This window comes from Ancylomarina sp., from assembly GCF_041555295.1.
Taxonomy (GTDB): Bacteria; Bacteroidota; Bacteroidia; order Bacteroidales; family Marinifilaceae; genus Ancylomarina.
In genome coordinates this window covers 1-17,018 of record NZ_JBFFKR010000052.1, presented here as the reverse complement: position 1 = coordinate 17,018, position 17,018 = coordinate 1, and the positions used below count along the sequence as shown (strand labels likewise).

20 protein-coding genes are annotated in these 17,018 nt (G+C 36.3%); 19 read left to right on the top strand and 1 reads right to left on the bottom strand.

The genetic code is table 11. From position 1 onward, the window contains the following. Positions 1-170: 170 nt before the first annotated feature. The 11 genes from ABY905_RS06195 to ABY905_RS06145 all read left to right on the top strand — a co-directional run bounded on the left by ABY905_RS06195 (position 171) and on the right by ABY905_RS06145 (position 7,148). Positions 171-854 (top strand): hypothetical protein, encoded by a 684-nt coding sequence (locus ABY905_RS06195; RefSeq protein WP_372641640.1) that lies wholly within the window; start codon positions 171-173, stop codon positions 852-854. Between the two features lie 195 nt (positions 855-1,049). After that, entirely contained in the window at positions 1,050-1,640 is a 591-nt protein-coding gene (locus ABY905_RS06190) for a hypothetical protein (RefSeq protein ID WP_372641638.1), read from the top strand. Positions 1,641-1,861: 221 nt separating this feature from the next. Next, entirely contained in the window at positions 1,862-2,053 is a 192-nt protein-coding gene (locus ABY905_RS06185) for a hypothetical protein (RefSeq protein ID WP_372641636.1), read from the top strand. A gap of 87 nt (positions 2,054-2,140) precedes the next feature. Continuing rightward, the gene (locus ABY905_RS06180; protein WP_372641634.1) at positions 2,141-3,403 is read left to right on the top strand and encodes an alpha/beta hydrolase-fold protein; all 1,263 of its coding nucleotides are present in this window, start codon (positions 2,141-2,143) and stop codon (positions 3,401-3,403) included. A gap of 145 nt (positions 3,404-3,548) precedes the next feature. Next, a complete protein-coding gene (locus ABY905_RS06175) occupies positions 3,549-4,109 on the top strand; it encodes a manganese efflux pump MntP family protein (RefSeq protein WP_372641632.1) in 561 nt (186 codons plus the stop codon). 441 nt (positions 4,110-4,550) lie between these two features. Further along, positions 4,551-5,204, top strand: coding sequence for a hypothetical protein (locus ABY905_RS06170; RefSeq protein WP_372641630.1), 654 nt, complete (start codon positions 4,551-4,553; stop codon positions 5,202-5,204). A 20-nt stretch (positions 5,205-5,224) separates the two neighbouring features. Further along, complete coding sequence (locus ABY905_RS06165; RefSeq protein WP_372641628.1) at positions 5,225-5,689, top strand: hypothetical protein; 465 nt, start codon at positions 5,225-5,227, stop codon at positions 5,687-5,689. Positions 5,690-5,735: 46 nt separating this feature from the next. After that, positions 5,736-6,080 (top strand): cupin domain-containing protein, encoded by a 345-nt coding sequence (locus tag ABY905_RS06160; RefSeq protein WP_372641626.1) that lies wholly within the window; start codon positions 5,736-5,738, stop codon positions 6,078-6,080. 105 nt (positions 6,081-6,185) lie between these two features. After that, a complete protein-coding gene (locus ABY905_RS06155; protein ID WP_372641624.1) occupies positions 6,186-6,395 on the top strand; it encodes a hypothetical protein in 210 nt (69 codons plus the stop codon). Positions 6,396-6,429: 34 nt separating this feature from the next. Next, positions 6,430-6,873 (top strand): hypothetical protein, encoded by a 444-nt coding sequence (locus ABY905_RS06150; RefSeq protein ID WP_372641622.1) that lies wholly within the window; start codon positions 6,430-6,432, stop codon positions 6,871-6,873. Positions 6,874-6,929: 56 nt separating this feature from the next. Then, entirely contained in the window at positions 6,930-7,148 is a 219-nt protein-coding gene (locus ABY905_RS06145) for a hypothetical protein (RefSeq protein WP_372641620.1), read from the top strand. 90 nt (positions 7,149-7,238) lie between these two features. Here the strand turns inward: ABY905_RS06145 and pepF are convergent, their stop codons facing one another. After that, complete coding sequence (gene pepF / locus ABY905_RS06140) at positions 7,239-9,137, bottom strand: oligoendopeptidase F (RefSeq protein WP_372641618.1); 1,899 nt, start codon at positions 9,135-9,137, stop codon at positions 7,239-7,241. 268 nt (positions 9,138-9,405) lie between these two features. Between pepF and ABY905_RS06135 the strand changes: the two genes are divergently transcribed. The 8 genes from ABY905_RS06135 to ABY905_RS06100 form a co-directional block, all read left to right on the top strand. Continuing rightward, positions 9,406-10,104, top strand: a complete 699-nt coding sequence (locus ABY905_RS06135) for an aspartate/glutamate racemase family protein (RefSeq protein WP_372641616.1) — start codon at positions 9,406-9,408, stop codon at positions 10,102-10,104. A 197-nt stretch (positions 10,105-10,301) separates the two neighbouring features. Beyond that, on the top strand, positions 10,302-10,757 hold the full coding sequence (locus ABY905_RS06130; protein ID WP_372641614.1) for an SRPBCC domain-containing protein: 456 nt from the start codon (positions 10,302-10,304) through the stop codon (positions 10,755-10,757). Between the two features lie 83 nt (positions 10,758-10,840). Beyond that, the gene (amrS, locus tag ABY905_RS06125) at positions 10,841-11,842 is read left to right on the top strand and encodes an AmmeMemoRadiSam system radical SAM enzyme (RefSeq protein ID WP_372641612.1); all 1,002 of its coding nucleotides are present in this window, start codon (positions 10,841-10,843) and stop codon (positions 11,840-11,842) included. Between the two features lie 28 nt (positions 11,843-11,870). Continuing rightward, positions 11,871-12,716, top strand: a complete 846-nt coding sequence (gene amrB, locus ABY905_RS06120) for an AmmeMemoRadiSam system protein B (protein ID WP_372641610.1) — start codon at positions 11,871-11,873, stop codon at positions 12,714-12,716. 424 nt (positions 12,717-13,140) lie between these two features. Beyond that, the gene (locus tag ABY905_RS06115) at positions 13,141-13,926 is read left to right on the top strand and encodes an outer membrane lipoprotein-sorting protein (RefSeq protein ID WP_372641608.1); all 786 of its coding nucleotides are present in this window, start codon (positions 13,141-13,143) and stop codon (positions 13,924-13,926) included. A 36-nt stretch (positions 13,927-13,962) separates the two neighbouring features. Next, positions 13,963-15,195 carry an ABC transporter permease gene (locus ABY905_RS06110; protein ID WP_372641606.1) on the top strand — a complete coding sequence of 411 codons (1,233 nt, stop codon included), beginning with the start codon at positions 13,963-13,965 and terminating at the stop codon, positions 15,193-15,195. A 49-nt stretch (positions 15,196-15,244) separates the two neighbouring features. After that, positions 15,245-16,459, top strand: coding sequence for an ABC transporter permease (locus ABY905_RS06105; RefSeq protein WP_372641604.1), 1,215 nt, complete (start codon positions 15,245-15,247; stop codon positions 16,457-16,459). Positions 16,460-16,548: 89 nt separating this feature from the next. Beyond that, positions 16,549-17,018: ABC transporter ATP-binding protein (locus ABY905_RS06100; RefSeq protein WP_372641602.1), on the top strand; the 470-nt coding region annotated here is incomplete at its 3' end.

The following is a 17,018-nucleotide window of genomic DNA, read 5'->3' as shown; positions in this document are numbered from 1 at the left end:
AGTCTTTTATCGTAATGTATTTTTAGGCTACATAAACGATAAACTGTTAAAATATAGAGAAAAGAGTATTCGGTTAACAGACAACATAGTGTCAACTATGTGACTTGTACAACTGTAAACTATCTCCCTGTACATACATAGCATAGAGAACTAAAGGAAACATGATAATAATGAATAAAATAAGCCTTTATAGTAATTTATTATTTTGCACTTTGATAAGTGTCCTTTCATCTTGTGGAGAAATTAATAAAAATAGTTATAAACCTATTTTAAATGATGATGCAAGATTCCATTATCTTTTTTCTAATTCAGTAAAAGATATAATTACCTGTGAATATTCTTTTGGGAACAATAATGAAAAACTATTTGCATACGCCTATAAAAAAGACTCAAGAATAATCATTTACGAATTAGGAGGATTGAAAAATATTCCATTGGATTCAGTTTTTATTAAAAATAATCTGCCAGATTTTATTGATTACTCAAAACCATATGCTGGAGCAGAGTTTGGAAATCCTTTTATTTCTATACGGCAATCGATTGATACAATTATTGGTACTGGTGTTAGTCTCTATGGGGATAATCTTGAAATTTCACATCTCGATTCTAATACTGTTATTTTATTAGGAGAAACGAGCAGACTTGTTTTTGCTAATATTGAGGGGACTCGCTGGATTGACTTTATATTCAAAGATAAAAAGGTGTTGACAGAGATTCTTATTCAAAATCAAGGCGACAAACTGATATTGATGATAATAAATCCAATGCAGGATAAAACAGATATTAATGACAGTTTTTTTAATAAGGAGTATTTGTTGAAGGATGGAATGGCTAAAGGTGCTAACAAAAGCTAAATTTCATGGGCGGTGACGAGTCTCCTGAGAGTTAGTTCAATTAATAAACACCAGCAAGCCACTTTAATTGGTTTGCGTAAAAATATAAACAAATTTAATCAGCTTGCTTCCGTGCGGTTTGATAAGACATCTGTTTTAATCGCCCACAAATTTTAGCAAGACCGTTAACGGCAAGCTTAAATAAAGTACTCTAGCATGAAAGACAATCCAATTCTAGTTGAAGAATTTGAACAAATTGAAGACGGTGATTTAATGGCAACTATTGATTTCTTCAAACAAAACGAGGAATCTTTGTTATCTAAAACGTCTACTGAATTGGATGAAATTGAATATATCTATATAGATTATTTAGTTGCCCTTTATGAAAAATCAAGGTATTCAAGAATTATAGAGATTATTGAAAAGCTTGAGAATTCGAATGAGGTTGAGGAATATAGAAAATCTGATTTAGAGTTTGATGAAGATATAAGATTTTATAAGTATTCCTCTTTTTTTAGTAAAAAGAATTATAAAGAATCAAAAGCTGGATTTAAGGAACTTGTAAAAGATTATCCAGAGAATGAGGATTATCAAAATTGGTTAATTGATTCGAAGACAAGAATAAGTAATGATACATTTGGTTTTATTATGCTATCAACTGGAGGTTTGATGCTTCTAGCCTTAATTATTCAACTATATTTAAAATCACCTCTCTTAAAATCAATCAATTACATTTTGGAGGGATTGTTTTTAGTCTCATTTCTACTCCTTATTATTGATTTGAGGAGGAAAAGAAAGATTAATTGAACAGCCAGCCGTTAACAAAAGCTAAATTTCATGGGTGCTGACGAGCTATTTGAAAGCTTAGTACAATTAATAAACACCAGCAAGCCAATTAAAATTGGTTTGTTCAAAAATATAAACAAATTTATGCGGCTTGCTTATTTAGCGGTTTGATAAGATTACTCTTTGAATCGCCCACGAAACTTAGCAAGACCGTTACATACATTGATTAAAACAATAGAAAGATGAACAAAAAATACTTAATCTACTTAGTAATACTTGGAGGTATTCTACTTATGGGTTTCAATATCTCAGAACTTGATTTTAGCAATCTTCAAAAAGGACCATTTTCTGGAATAATTTCAAATGTTTTATTGATTTTAGCAATGATTATTCTTCTTATTGATTTAAATAAAAATAAAGAAATGCGTAATTGATGTAAACCATGTGACTTGTACAACTGTAAACTATCTCCCTGTACATACATTATGGAAAATAAAATAAGAATGATTAAAGACAATAAAATGACCAAAGGATTAAAAATAGTATTGACAATAGGACTCATTATTTTCTTTCAACAATTTGTAAAAGCTCAGGGAAATCAAAATCAACATTTTTTACAAAAAGTAGGTGTTTTGGATAGTCTCTATTCCAAAATACTAAATGAGTCAAGAAAAATTTATATTCAACTGCCTGCCGGTTATACCCCTGAGAAAAATCAGAAATACCCGGTGGCTTTTATTTTAGATGGAGAAATATTTCTTCCAACTCTTGTAGATGTGCATAATTATTACAGCGGCGGTTTTATGCCCGAAATGGTACTTGTTGGAATTGCTAATAATAAAAACAGGTTAAGAGATTTAACTACTTCAACCATAGTAACAAATTATGGAATGCCTTTTAATGAAGAAAACGGAGAGGCAGAAAGTTTCAGTAAATTCATAGAAAAAGAACTCATACCATATATTGAAACTAAATATCCTGTGACCAATTTCAGAACATTAATCGGTCATTCTTATGCAGGTTTGTTTACCATTTACAATCTAATTCATCACCCACATTTATTTGCCAACTATTTGGCAATTGACCCCAGTTTGGATTGGGACGGGCAAAAATTATTAAATGAAGCAGAAGAAGTACTTGCCACTCAGAAATATGAAAACAAATTTTTATTTATGTCATTAAGCGGACAATTGAATATGCAGGACTCGAAGGTAACAATCTACAATGTGATGCAAGACACAACAGAATTCACATTGTTTGCCCGTTCCAATATTACCTTTTCAAACGTGGTAAGGCAAAACACTAAAAACGGATTGTCTTTTGAATGGAAATTTTATTCCAGAGATTTACACGGCACCATTCCATTTCCATCAATTATGGATGGATTAATCTCTCTTTTTGACTGGTATCAATGGGAAAATACAGATAAATTCAATTCACTTGACACACCAAAAGAAGAGCTTCTCGGCATAATAAAATACAGGGAAAAGAAGCTCAAAGACCATTTTGGATATTCTGAACCTCCTTATCCGGAAGAAATCTTAAATATGTCAGGTTACATGAATATGGATAGGGAACAGTTTGAAAAGGCAAAAATGTACTTTGAACTTGCCACTGAGTATAATCCTGAAAGTGCAAATGCCTTTGATTCTATGGCTGATTATTATGAAGCAAAAGGCGACTTTACTAATGCAATTAAATATGTAACTAAAGCTTTGGAATTAAGTGGTAACGATTACTACAAGAAAAGAATCGAAGGTCTTAAAGTGAAAAAGAATAACTGAGGCTAACATTTTGTATAAGTAATGGCAGGGAAAGTGATATATGTCAAGGTTTGTAGCCCGCTCAAACTTCATCACAGTTTGAAAAGAAAGTGCCACGCAATCTGCCACTACTCTTACAATTTACCGTTAGGCAACATTAGAAAAAATGGACACTGTATCAATAATACTAATAGCAATTGGTTTATCTATGGATTCGTTTGCTGTTTCAGTAACAAATGGATTAACAATTAAAGATTTAAACGTAAAAAGAGTTTTAACAATATCTTTTTCATTAGCAATTTTTCAGGCTATAATGCCTTTAGTCGGTTGGTTTGCTGGTATTGGAATTGAAAATTACATAAAGGAATTCGACCATTGGATAGCGTTTTTACTTTTATCATTTATAGGTGTAAAAATGATTTATGAAGGGCTAAAGAAAAATGACATAGTGAAAGATTCAGAATTAAAAATAATAACATTAATAGGCCAATCATTTGCTACAAGTATTGATGCATTTGCCGTGGGAATAAGTTTTTCATTATTGAACGTGTCAATTATAACACCTGTTTTAATTATTGGGCTAATCACTTTTGGATTTTCATTAGTTGGACTACGACTTGGAAAATATTTTGGGAAAAGAATAGGGAAGTCAGTTGAAATTTTTGGTGGAATAGTACTATTAGGGATTGGATTTAAGATATTAATTGAACACATATATTTTCAGTGAGGTAAACTAACATTGCCTAACAAAAGTAACCGTTGCATAACTCAATAAATTGAATCATTCACTACTTTTTTACAGCTTGTGAAAAAAAGTAATCTTGTAAATCAACTAGTTCTGTTTGTGTGAAAATAGCTTATTATGTGGTTTTCTGCATTTTTGGAGTTGTGCAACAGACACAAAAGCTAAATTTCATGGGCGTTGACGAGCAGCTTGAAAGTTTAGTGCAATTAAGAAACATCAGCAAGCCCATTTTTAAATCACGAACACCTTTGAAATAATTATTCGTGAGTAATTAAAATTGGTTTGTTCAAAATATAAACAATTTCAATCGGCTTGCTTGGCGGAATACTCACTTCGGTCGGTAGATAAGAATACTCTTTTAATCGCCCACGAAAACTTAGCAAGCCCGTAAACAATGCAAAATATTAATAAAACGAATAATAAATGGAATACCTAAAGTGCAATAGCTGTGGTCATTTAAATAAATTGAAAACGGAATATCAGGTTTTTTGTGCCGACTGCAACCAGAAACTGGATAATAACTACTCCGATTGGATAAGGAAGCATTCAGATAAGTCTTTTGATGACTTTAAAAGAATAGAATGCATTTCAGAAGAAGATATCAATAGGGTAAAACTCGAAAAGCAGAAAAATACCAAGCGCAAAGGGGCTAAATACTGGATTGGTCTTATTGCAACGGTTGCTGTCGTTACTATAACAACAAACTTGGTTAATTTTTCGGTTACGGATTTATTTAAAGAAGCGACCTTTGATAAAGCCATGATGGCTGCGGCCAGTCAGATCAACGCAACTTGTCCCATAATGATTGATTCAGAAACCAGACTGGACAATGCAATTGCCTTACCTAATAACGTGTTTCAGTACAATTACAGTTTGATTAATTATTTAAAAGAAGACTTGAATCTGGAAGAAGTAAAAGAGCAGATCGAACCTGGCATTGTCAATTTTGTAAAGACCAATCCAGACATGAAAATCCAGAGAGATTTTAAATCGACAATAAGATATGCATACAAGGATAAAGCCGGGATTCATTTGTTCACAATCGAGGTGAGTCCGGAGATGTATGTGGAAAACTAGAAAATAATAATCGTATAATAATGAAAATAATAGAACTCGTAAGAAAATCGGATATCGAAGAAGACAAAAAGTTGATGGCTCATTACGCTTTTCTCGAAAGTCTGATTGAGGTCTTGAGAAAAAAGGAAATACCCTCAGAAATAATAAGTTCAATTAATCAAGATATCGAAGCGATTAATAGTTTTTCAGGCTCGAATAAGGACTTCTTGAAGCTGCTAATAAAGAAGCAAACGGAGATTCTTCAACTATTAGAGAAAGAACTCAAACTTGTATGCAAAGGGCATTATCGTAATCTGTGGATGTCTTTGGGTATGGCTGCTTTTGGTCTTCCTATGGGGGCCGCTTTTGGTCTTAGTCTAGGAAACATGGCCTTTATAGGTGTTGGCTTACCCTTGGGCATTGCTCTGGGAATGGCTTATGGAGCCACATTGGACAAGAAGGCTCAGGAAAATGGCAAACAGCTTGAAGTAGAAGTTACTTTCTAAGTACAATGAATAGGGCATAGATCCGACAATTTCAAAACTGAATGAGATGAAGCAAACAACAAAGAAACGATTTCCTGAAATGATTGAAAGGCACCCGAATGCCGATATTCCTATCAAGGGATTAATGTCTAAATTAATTCAAGCTGATGATCAACAGTTTGTTTTTATGGAGTTTGAAGAAGACATAGAAGTTGCTGAACATTCCCACAATGCACAATGGGGAGTCGTTCTTGAAGGAGAAATGGAACTTAGCATTGAGGGTGTTTCAAGAACATTAGGCAAAGGGGACACATACTATATTGAAAAGGATAGTGTTCATTCAGCCAAAATAAAGAAAGGATATAAAGATTTAACTCTCTTCGATCAGAAAGACAGGTATAAAACAAAGTAAAAACAATTGGATACGATTGGAAAAAGATATGGCAGTCGAAAAAGGAGAATGAAGGTTTTAATTGAACAGTTATAATATTTCACATTTAAATAAAGAATTTTAATTATGGGCTTATTTGATAAAAAAGAACCGGAAACAATTAATGTGGCTGGACATGCTTTGGTTTGCCCAGTATGTAGAGGCATCTTATTTTGGAGAAGAGAGGCACAGTTGAATACGGCTGTAGCCAGCTTTTTTAATTTGGATTGGGTTAATAAAACAGCCACTTGTTTCGTTTGTTCAAAATGCACGCATATATCCTGGTTTTTAGACTAAAATAAACTCGTTATAAATTTATAAAATCTATATAATGGAACGAATTCAAATATATAAAGTAAAAAAAGTTAATGTCAGATTCTTTATGTGGTTTAGTCTTTTTTTTGTGATTTTTGGATTAGTAGACCTCATTAATGCATTCATAAATGGATTTAGTACAAAATTCCCCGGAGGAGATTGGCTTTCTGTTATTTATATTCTGCAGGGGATTACATTTGCTTTAATGGGGTATCAGCAAATGAAAAGAGGTAAATATTTCATCGAATGTAATGAGAAGGAATTTAAGTATTTGATACCAAAATCGAAGAGCCTTAAATGTGTTTTTATTGCTGATATAGAGGAATTAAAAATGGATGGAATTGATATCCGTTTTCAGGCTAAAGAAACAGAATATCACATACGTTTGGAGCATATTGAATGGAAAGAACTGAATCGTGTGAAAGAACTAATCGGGGACTTATCATTGAGATTAAGTTAGAATAAAGTGTAAACTAATGGTGAATTAAACAATTCTAGTCTGTTAAAACGAAGCATATGAATACAGTTGTTAGAAATATATTAGCCCTGATAGCTGGTTTTTTAGTGGGTGGTGATGTAAATATGGGCATTGTCATGATTAGTGGCTCAGTAATTCCGCTTCCTGCTGGTGCTGATACCACCACCATGGAGGGCCTGAAAGAAGCCATGCATTTATTCGAGGCCAAGCTTTTATTTACGTGTATTAATCCTCCATTTATGATAGATTTTGCCTAGCTTATTCGTATACATCTAATTTAAGAAACCTGTATAAAAAAAGGCAGTTCCTTATTGGAACTGCCTTGAGCTATTTCGAGTTGAGAAATACTATTTTTCTAGCTTTTCAATTTCAATAGCCAATTGATCAACCAATTGATCAAGTTGGTTGATTACAGCTAAAATAGCTTCAGGTTTTGACAAGTCCACACCTGCTTTTTTCAATTGCTCCATTGGGAAATCGTTTCCACCTGATTGCAATAAAGTTGTGTAGCGCTTTAAAGCTGCTTTTTTATCTTTCTTGCTACCTTCAGTCACATCTGTGTACAATTTAGCCGATGATGCAAAACAAGTTGCATATTGGTAAACGTAGTAAGGTGAGTTGTAGAAGTGAGGAATACGGGTCCATGGGTAGTTTGAGTATTTTGTTTTCTCAGAAACATCACCGTAATATTTCTGTGCGATATCTCCCCAAAGCTTAGCAAAAATATCAGCATTTACTGGCTTGTCTTGCTCAACCATTGTATGAGCTTGATATTCGAAATCAGCAAACATCGACTGTGCATAGAAAGTACCAATGATACCTTGAATGGCTTGATTCAATAAAGCAATACGCTCCTTAGGATCTTTAGTGATTTCCATCATATGATCTAGAAGCAAACGCTCGTTGAAAGTAGAAGCAACTTCAGCAACAAAAATGGTATAGCCATGAGTAGCGAAAGGCTGAGTTTCGTTAGATAGGGTTGTGTGCATGGTATGACCTAGCTCGTGAGCTAAAGTGAATACATACTCTAGAGTCTCATCGTAGTTTAATAGCATATATGGGTGAACACCATAAACACCAGCAGAAAATGCACCACCACGCTTACCAGGGTTTTCATAAACATCTAACCAACCACTAGCAGTTGCATTTTTCAGTTTAGCTTGGTAGTCTTTTCCTAAAGGAAGAACTGATTTAGTCACGACCTCTACTGCCTCTTCGTATGGGTAAGTTTTTTCGAAATCAACCAAACTCATAGAACCATCAAAACCGTAGTATTTTTCAAGACCTAAAATCTTCTTACGAAGCTTCGTGTATTTTTGTACAGGAGCCGTATTTTCTCTAACTGTGTTGATTAGGTTTAGGTAAACGTCCTTAGGAATGTTGTTACCTTCCAATGAAGCATCTAAACAAGACTCGTAGTTTGCAGCGCGAGCATTTGCCCATTCTGATTGGATGATACCTTTATAAATAGAAGCATAAGTGTTCTTGTTTTTGTAATAAACATCGTAAAGTGCTTCGTAAGCTTTCTTACGATCTTCCTGATTCTTGTTTGTACTTGTAATATGAGAATACATACCAGGAGTCACTTTCACTTTTTTACCGTCAGATAATTCAATTTCTTGAAATTCAATGTCAGTTGTTGAAAGAGCCGTAAAAACATCACCTGCAGTACCTGAAGATTGAGAAAAGAAAGAAACCAAACGTCCCATTTCTTCATTCAAGACGTGTTTTTGCATACGGTACATATCCATCAAGTCGAATGCATGAGGTTTTAAAGCTGGCGTTGAAGCAATCCATTGTTTCATTGTAGCCTCAGGAATTTTGATCATTTCAGGAGAAATCCAGGTTGTTGTCATTCCCATATTTGCAAAGAACATACCTACTTGCTGCAGTTTAGCTTGTAGCTCCATATTTTTTCCATCAACAGTAGATTGGAATGAAACGAACTGATAAACTTTATAAGCTTTCTTCATCATCGTTTCCTGAGCAGTAAGAAGCGTTACCAAATTATCAGCATTCTCGCCGAGCTTTCCCTTTAGAGATTGCATCACCTCAATATCTTTCGACATTGACTTGAAATCAGCTTCCCAAGCTTCCCAGTTTTCATAAATATCAGAGAAGTTCCACTTGTACTGTGCAGGAATCTCTTCACGGGTCTTGTAATTTACCTGTGCTGTAGCTTGCAAACACATGGTTGCAGCCAAAAGGGTCATGATGATCCCTCCCTTAAATTGTTTAAACGTCATGTTCATTTTATTTAAATATGTAGGTTCTTTTTAATTCAATCTTTAAAACCAAAGATAGATGCATAGGGAGATACTTTCATAATTCTCTATCACAAAAAAATGTTAAAATCGATTATCATATAAAAGAGCGGGACAAACCGTATAACAGACACTTTAAAAATTTGGCTCAGATCAGGGATGACTGTCAGAAAAGGAGTAAATTTAGATATTGCTGAATAAGTCGAAGAATCTGACTTAAGAAAAGTCAGCTTAAACTAAGCTAATAAACATGAAAAGAATTGGCCTTATAGGAGGAATGAGTTGGGAATCGTCAATAGTCTATTATGAATTGATTAATAAAAAAGTGAGGGAAACTCTAGGGGGTTTTCATTCATGCAAGAGTCTTATGGATACAGTTGATTTTGACCATATTGTGAAACTTCAACACGATGATGAATGGGACGAGTTAGACAAGATCATGATTGACTCCGCTAAACGCTTGGAAAGAGCCGGAGCAGATATCATTGTTTTGTGTACCAATACCATGCATTTATGCAGTCCGGCTATTAAGGCAAGTATCTCAATTCCTTTTCTTCATATTGCTGAAGCTACGGGGATGGAAATTAGAAGTAAAGGCATAAAGAAAGTGGCTTTGCTTGGCACCAAGTTCACTATGGAGAAAGATTTCTATAAGGAGGTGCTTACTAATCAGTTTGGTATTGAAGTTATTATTCCTACTGACGCTGAAAGAGCGCAAGTGCATCAGATTATCTATGGCGAATTGGTTCAAGGTAAAATCAAGGATGAATCGAGACAGATTTACCAAACGATTATTCAGAACCTTGAGGTTAGAGGGGCTGAAGGTGTGATTTTAGGATGTACAGAGATTCCGCTTTTAATCTCAGATTCGGATGTGAATATTCCAACCTTTGATACGACGACTTTACATGCTGTAAAGGCGGTAGAGTGGGCTTTGAAAACGACTTGATTTGAATTAGGATAGAATCTTTTTTTTCTACGAAATAAGATCGCATAAATCAGATTAATGATATTGATGGAGAAGGAAAAAATTATTGATCATGAGATGGGTAAAAAAGGCCAAGATAAAGTTGTAGAAGAAGCCCAATAAATCGTTTTAGTTTTAGATTGAATCATTTTAGTTGATAATAAGCTAATTTAATCATTATGGAGGAAAATATAAGTCAAAAAATGAATCCAGTTGTGGTCCAGCAAAGCTTTCATGTATCTATTAGTCAACTTTGGAAAGCCATAAGTGAGTTAGAACAAATGAAGCATTGGTTTTTTGAGAATATCGAAGCTTTCTCTGCCGAAGTTGGTTTTGAAACTCAATTTAATGTGAAATCTGGTGAAAGAGATTTTAGGCATTTGTGGAAAATTACCGAAGTCATTCCTTTGGAAAAGATTGTATATTCCTGGAAGTATGAAGGCTATGAAGGTGAGTCCTTCGTTAGTTTCGAGACCTTTATAACAGAGGGAGGATCAAGCTTACGTGTTAGTCATGTCGTAACCAATAGTTTTCCTCAATCCATACCTGAATTCACTCGGGAAAGTTGTCAGGGCGGATGGGAATATTTTATCAATAATCGACTAAAAAACTTCATGGATGATAAAATGTTATAATTACTAATCTTAAATCAAAAATCAATCTCCTTAGTTGAAACCCAGTCTCTTTTCCTTTCGTATACGCCAATATACTTCTAGTTATGGAAAGAGCCCTATATTATGAAAGCCTGAGTGATCAGAGGGTACGATGTACGCTTTGTCCTCATTCGTGTTTCATATCTGAAGGTCTTCGAGGTATCTGCCATGTCCGCATGAATCGGGATGGCATCCTTTTCACAGATGTCGATGGCAGGTATTCCGTCATCAACATGGACCCCATTGAGAAAAAGCCCCTCTATCATTTCTTTCCTGGAAGTTCAGTACTTTCTCTTGGAACGAAAGGCTGTAACATGAGGTGCAAGTTTTGTCAGAACCATGAGATATCGCAAGCTATTCCAGGTGATTACCCGTATATGAGAGTGTTTTCAGATGAAGGAATTTTGGAGATTGCACGAGAAAGCAATTCTTGCATTGGTATTGCTTATACTTATAATGAACCTACCGTTTTTTTTGAATCGATGATTGTGCTGGCTCGCAAGGCGAAGCTGAACGATTTGAAGAATGTTATGGTGACCAATGGATATATTAATCCTGATCCACTTGATGAGCTGTTGGAATATATGGATGCCTTTAATATCGATTTGAAAGCTTTTAGGAGGGGCTTTTATAAAAAATACACGCATTCACAATTAGATCCTGTACTGGAAAGTCTGAAGACGGTTCGATTGAGCGGCAGGCATCTGGAAATAACTCATTTGGTGATTCCTGGTTTGAATAGTAAAGACAAAGAGTTTGAAGAACTCGTCACTTGGGTGGCAGGTGAACTGGGACCAGACACTGTTTTGCACCTTTCCCGTTTTTTTCCTGCCTACCAATTGATCATAGATCCCACACCGATAGACTTGTTGTATCGTTTCTACGATATTGCCAAAGAACATCTGAATTATGTGTATTTGGGTAATGTGAACACCCGGTTTGGAAATGATACCTCTTGCCATCATTGTGGACAGGATTTGGTGCGTCGTTTTAACTATATGGTTGAGGTAATTGGATTGGAAAAAGGGCATTGTAGTGCATGTAAGAAACAGGTGGTTATTTGTTGAGATTGTGAAATTGAAAATCTAAGGTATCATGAAAGTAAGGAGAGCATCGGTTGCAGGTACTTTCTATCCTAAGCAACCTGAAAGAATAAAGGGGATGATTCAGCATATTTTAAGCAAAGAAGCTAAATTGATTGACTATTCACTTGGGAAGAATCATATATTGGGAGGAGTTGTACCTCATGCTGGTTATATGTATTCTGGCTATGAAGCGATTCACTTATATGAATTGATCCGGTATTCACAAATTCAATTTGATACCATTGTTATTCTTCATCCTAATCATACAGCTCTTGTCGCGGAGGATTTGAGTGTGGCGGGTAGCGATGTTTGGGAAACGCCATTAGGAAAAGTTGAGGTGGATAGCGAATTTGCAAAAATGCTGAAATTGCCAATGAATACTGAGGCTCATCAAGCGGAGTATTCCGCAGAGGTTCAGCTCCCTTTTCTCCAATTACTTTTGCGTGAAGGTTTCAAAATTCTTCCCATTAGTATGAATCATCAAACGGTGAGTTGTGCACTTAAGCTGGCAAACCTGATCGTGGAAACCAATCAGATTCTTAAGCGTAAATTGTTGGTGTTGGCTTCATCTGATTTTTCACATTTCCTTACTCCTGACTTAGCTTATAAGTTGGATCAACTGGTTGTTAAAGCCATTAGAACACTCGATGCGCAACAGATTTTCGATGCCGTTAGGCGTCATCGCATCTCGGTCTGTGGTTTTGGACCTATCATGACTTTGGTTGAATATTCTCGAATGCTTCATAAAGATGCAAAGGTGAAAGTTCTTCGACAGGGTAATTCAGGTGATTTTAGGCCTTCGAGCTCGGTGGTAGATTATTTATCCATTTTATTTTATCGACCTAAGTTCGTTTAATTAAATATTATTGGTTGAAGGCTTTTAGCCACAAGCCGAAGGCTGAGAAGACGATATCCTCGCTAATCCTGTTCTGATCACGATTGCATTTATAAAATCAATTCCCTCATTCATGTCTATTTTTCTTATCTGCATCTAAAAGGCCATAGCTTAATAGGCTTTTCTTCGTAGCTATAATTCCATACATTTTGCTTTTGTATTAAGTGGGATAGGAGATTCGGGGATACCAACTGCTAAGATAGGGCGAGAGTCTCAGGCTAAAGCGTATTAAATTAAGTATTTATGAAAAAAATGAATTATAAAATTCGTCTGATTTGAATCATAGTTCGTAAATTACTTAAGGAATGGAACCCTGATGGGTAGTTCTTTTAGTCTACTCCATCCCAATTTCTCCTGTTCTTCGCACTTCTTAATATTTTAATAGATGAAATTCACTATAGTCTTTAAGCATAGTCTGTTTGTCATATTAATAGCGGTTTTGTTTTGTTTGTTGACTTTTCCGGGCTTGGCTCAGAAAGATAGTGTTACGGCAAAGGAGATTGTGAGGATTGCAGATGAAAAAATGCGTGGTCTTAGTAGTCAGGGCGAATATAGCATGACAATTGTTCGACCCACCTGGTCGAGAACTGTCATTATGAAATCCTGGTCTAAAGGCACTGAGTATTCAATGATCTATATCACTTCACCGGCAAGGGAAAAAGGGCAGGTTTTTCTGAAAAGAGAAAAAGACATGTGGAATTGGGTTCCTTCTATCGAACGCTTAATCAAAATTCCACCTTCCATGATGATGCAATCCTGGATGGGATCCGACTTTACCAATGACGATTTGTTGAAGGAGTCTTCAATTTTGAAAGATTACAGTCATGAGCTGTCAGGGCTGGAAGATATTCGGGGCTACGCTTGTTACAAAATTTCAATGTATCCAAAAGAAGAGGCACCTGTGGTTTGGGGCAAGCTGGTAATGTGGATCAGCACGAAAGATTATCATCGCCTTAAAACCGAATACTACGACGAAGATTCATACCTGATTAATGTAGAGAACCTGTTCGATATTCGTAAAATGGATGATCGGGAAATTCCTACGCGAATGGAAATGGTTCCTGTGGACAAGGAGGGGAATAAAACCATTTTCGAGTTCAGAAATGTGAAATTTAACATTGATATCAAAGAGAGCTTTTTTAGTCAACAGAATATGAAACGGGTTCGGTAATCCGAATTATCATATAGTTTAATTGTCAGTTATTATATGGGAATAATTTATATCATAATGGCCTGGCGCAACTTATGGCGTAACAAAAGAAGAACGATCATCACGATAACCTCTATTTTGTTTGCCATGTTTTTTGCCCTCGTGATGCGATCCATGCAGTTGGGTTCCTATGCCAATATGGTTGATAATGTAGTGGGTAGCTATACGGGTTATATCCAAATTCATGGGGCCGATTACTGGGATAAGAAAACCATTGACGAAAGTTTGGATGCCAGTCGATTTTACGTGGGAGAGATTAGCGGGCTGAAGAATGTGGAAGGACTGGTTCCAAGGCTTGAGTCCTTTGCTCTGGCTTCTTCCGAGAATGTGACTAAAGGCACTCTTTTAACAGGTATTATTCCCGAAAAGGAAGATGAGTTTACCGGACTTGCCAGGAAAATAGTGGAAGGAAACTATTTGGAAACCGGAGACGGTAAAGTCATGCTGGCTGAAAAATTGGCTTCTTACCTGAAATTAGGAATTGGAGATACTCTGGTTCTGATTAGTAAAGGTTATCATGGCGTAAGTGCAGCCGGAAAGTATGCTGTGAAAGGTATATTGCATTTTCCATCTCCTGAACTTAATAAGCAGTTGGTTTATATGAATCTGGAAGATTGTCAGACTTTTTTTGGAACCGAGAAACGATTAACCTCCTATGTCGTGCTTTTGGGCAGACATAAGCCAAAAATGATTGACCAAACCAGAGATGAGATAAGAAAAGCTCTGTCTCAATCTTGTGAGGTGATGAGCTGGGAAGAAATGATGCCGGACTTGGTTCAGATCATTGAATCGGATAATGCAAGTGGGAAAATCATGTTAGGCATTCTTTATATGATTATTGCTTTTGGCATTATGGGCACCATCATGATGATGACCATTGAGCGGATTCGGGAGTTTGGGGTGATGGTAGCTGTTGGTATGCAAAAGTTCAAACTGGGCCTTGTGGTTTTAATAGAAACCCTTCTGATGGGTTTGATTGGGATTATTCTGGGGTCAGTTTTAAGTATGCCTTTTATCTACTATTATCATTTAAACCCCATTCGACTCACTGGAGATGCTGCTGCCAGTATCGAAAGCTTTGGTGTGGAACCGATTTTACCATTTGCATGGGAAAGTTCATTTTATCTTAATCAAGCTCTCGTGGTGTTGGTAATCACTCTGATAACGGCACTGTATCCTTTTTTCAAGGTGATAAAACTCGAACTTGCTGATGCTTTGAAAAGCAAATGATATCCAGTGTTTTAAATTAAATATGAACGATTAAATCTAGATACGGAATATGCTTTTAATTATAGCCTGGCGAAATATTTGGAGGAACAAACTGCGAAGCTTTGTGGTAATTATTTCGGTTAGTCTTGGTTTGGTGGGTGGTATCTTTTCAATGGCTATGATGTATGGCATGATCAACCAAAGAGTGCAAAACATCATTGAAAATGAGATCTCACATATACAGGTTCATCATCCAAAGTTTACCGAGAACTACGAAATGCAGTATGTTATTCCTAATGCTGCAGAATTGCAAAAGAAACTCATGATTTCTTCCGATGTGGAAGCTGTGTGCAGCCGTTTAAGAATACCCGGTATGGCTAGTTCTGCTCAATCGGGAGCAGGAATTATGATCTTAGGCATTCAGCCGGATGAGGAAAGAAGGGTTACCCGAATTCATGAAAGCCTGGTGGAGGGCTCTTATTTAGAAGGGAGACGTAATCCCATTATTATTGGAGAGAAACTAGCCCGGAAATTGAAAGTTCGGCTTCGCTCTAAGATTGTTCTTACTTTTCAACCACGTGAAGGGGAACTGGCTCGTGGAGCTTTCCGCATTGTAGGCATATATAAAACCAATAATTCAGCCTTCGATCAGGGGCAAGTGTTCGTTAAACGATCCGATTTGGTCCGAATTTCTGAATATCAGAATGACCATATTAACGAGTTAGCTTTATGGTTAAAAGATATGGATTTTGCTCAAACGCTAAGTAAACAATTGCAGCAAAACCATCAAGAACTTCAGTTTTTGACTTGGCGAAAGATACAGCCCGACCTAGCCATGGTAACCGATTTTATGGCGGAGTATTTTATCATTTTTATGAGTATTATTTTGGTGGCTCTTGGTTTTGCTATTGTGAATACCATGCTAATGGTTGTGATGGAGAGAATTCGGGAATTGGGCATGTTAATGGCGATAGGTATGAATCGGGGCAGAGTGTTTCGAATGATCATTCTGGAAAGTGTATTCCTTTGCCTGGTTGGTGGTATAGCAGGTGTAGGTGTTAGCTTTGTTTTGATTGAATATTTTAATCATGCGGGCATCGACTTGGGGCTTTTTGCTGAAGGATTCGAATCGGTTGGCTACGCATCACAGGTATACCCCGAACTGGAATCTAAATTCTATTTTATTATCGGTTTCATGGTTATGGGGATGGGAATTGGAGCAGCCGTTTATCCGGCGTGGAAAGTTTTACGTTACCAGCCGGCAAAGGCTCTGAGAATGGAATAGGAAATAGTTTGTAATTATCAATTTCTAATTGGATTAAAATGGCAGTTATCGAAGTAAATAATATCCGGAAAGTGTACACTGAAACCAAAGTGCCTGTATATGCCGTGAATGGCATAGCATTGAGTTTTGAAAAGGGTGAGTTTGCCGCCATTGTAGGCCCCTCTGGTTCGGGGAAGACGACCCTGTTGAATATCTTGGGAGGAATTGATGTGCCTTCTGAAGGAGAGGTCATCATCGACCAGAAAAATATTGCAAGCCTGTCTTCTCGTCAGCTAATCGATTTTCGTTTAAAAAATATTGGTTTTGTATTTCAGTCCTATAACTTGATTCCAGTACTTACAGCCATCGAAAATGTAGAGTTTATCCTTCAACTGCAAGGTCAAAGTAAGACTGAAAGGCGACAGCGTGCTCAACAGCTTCTTAATGAAGTTGGTTTGGGAGACCGTGTGAATGATCGACCATCTCAGCTTTCTGGAGGACAGCAACAGCGGGTGGCTGTAGCCAGAGCATTGGCATCCAGACCTCAATTTGTCCTTGCTGATGAACCCACGGCTAATCT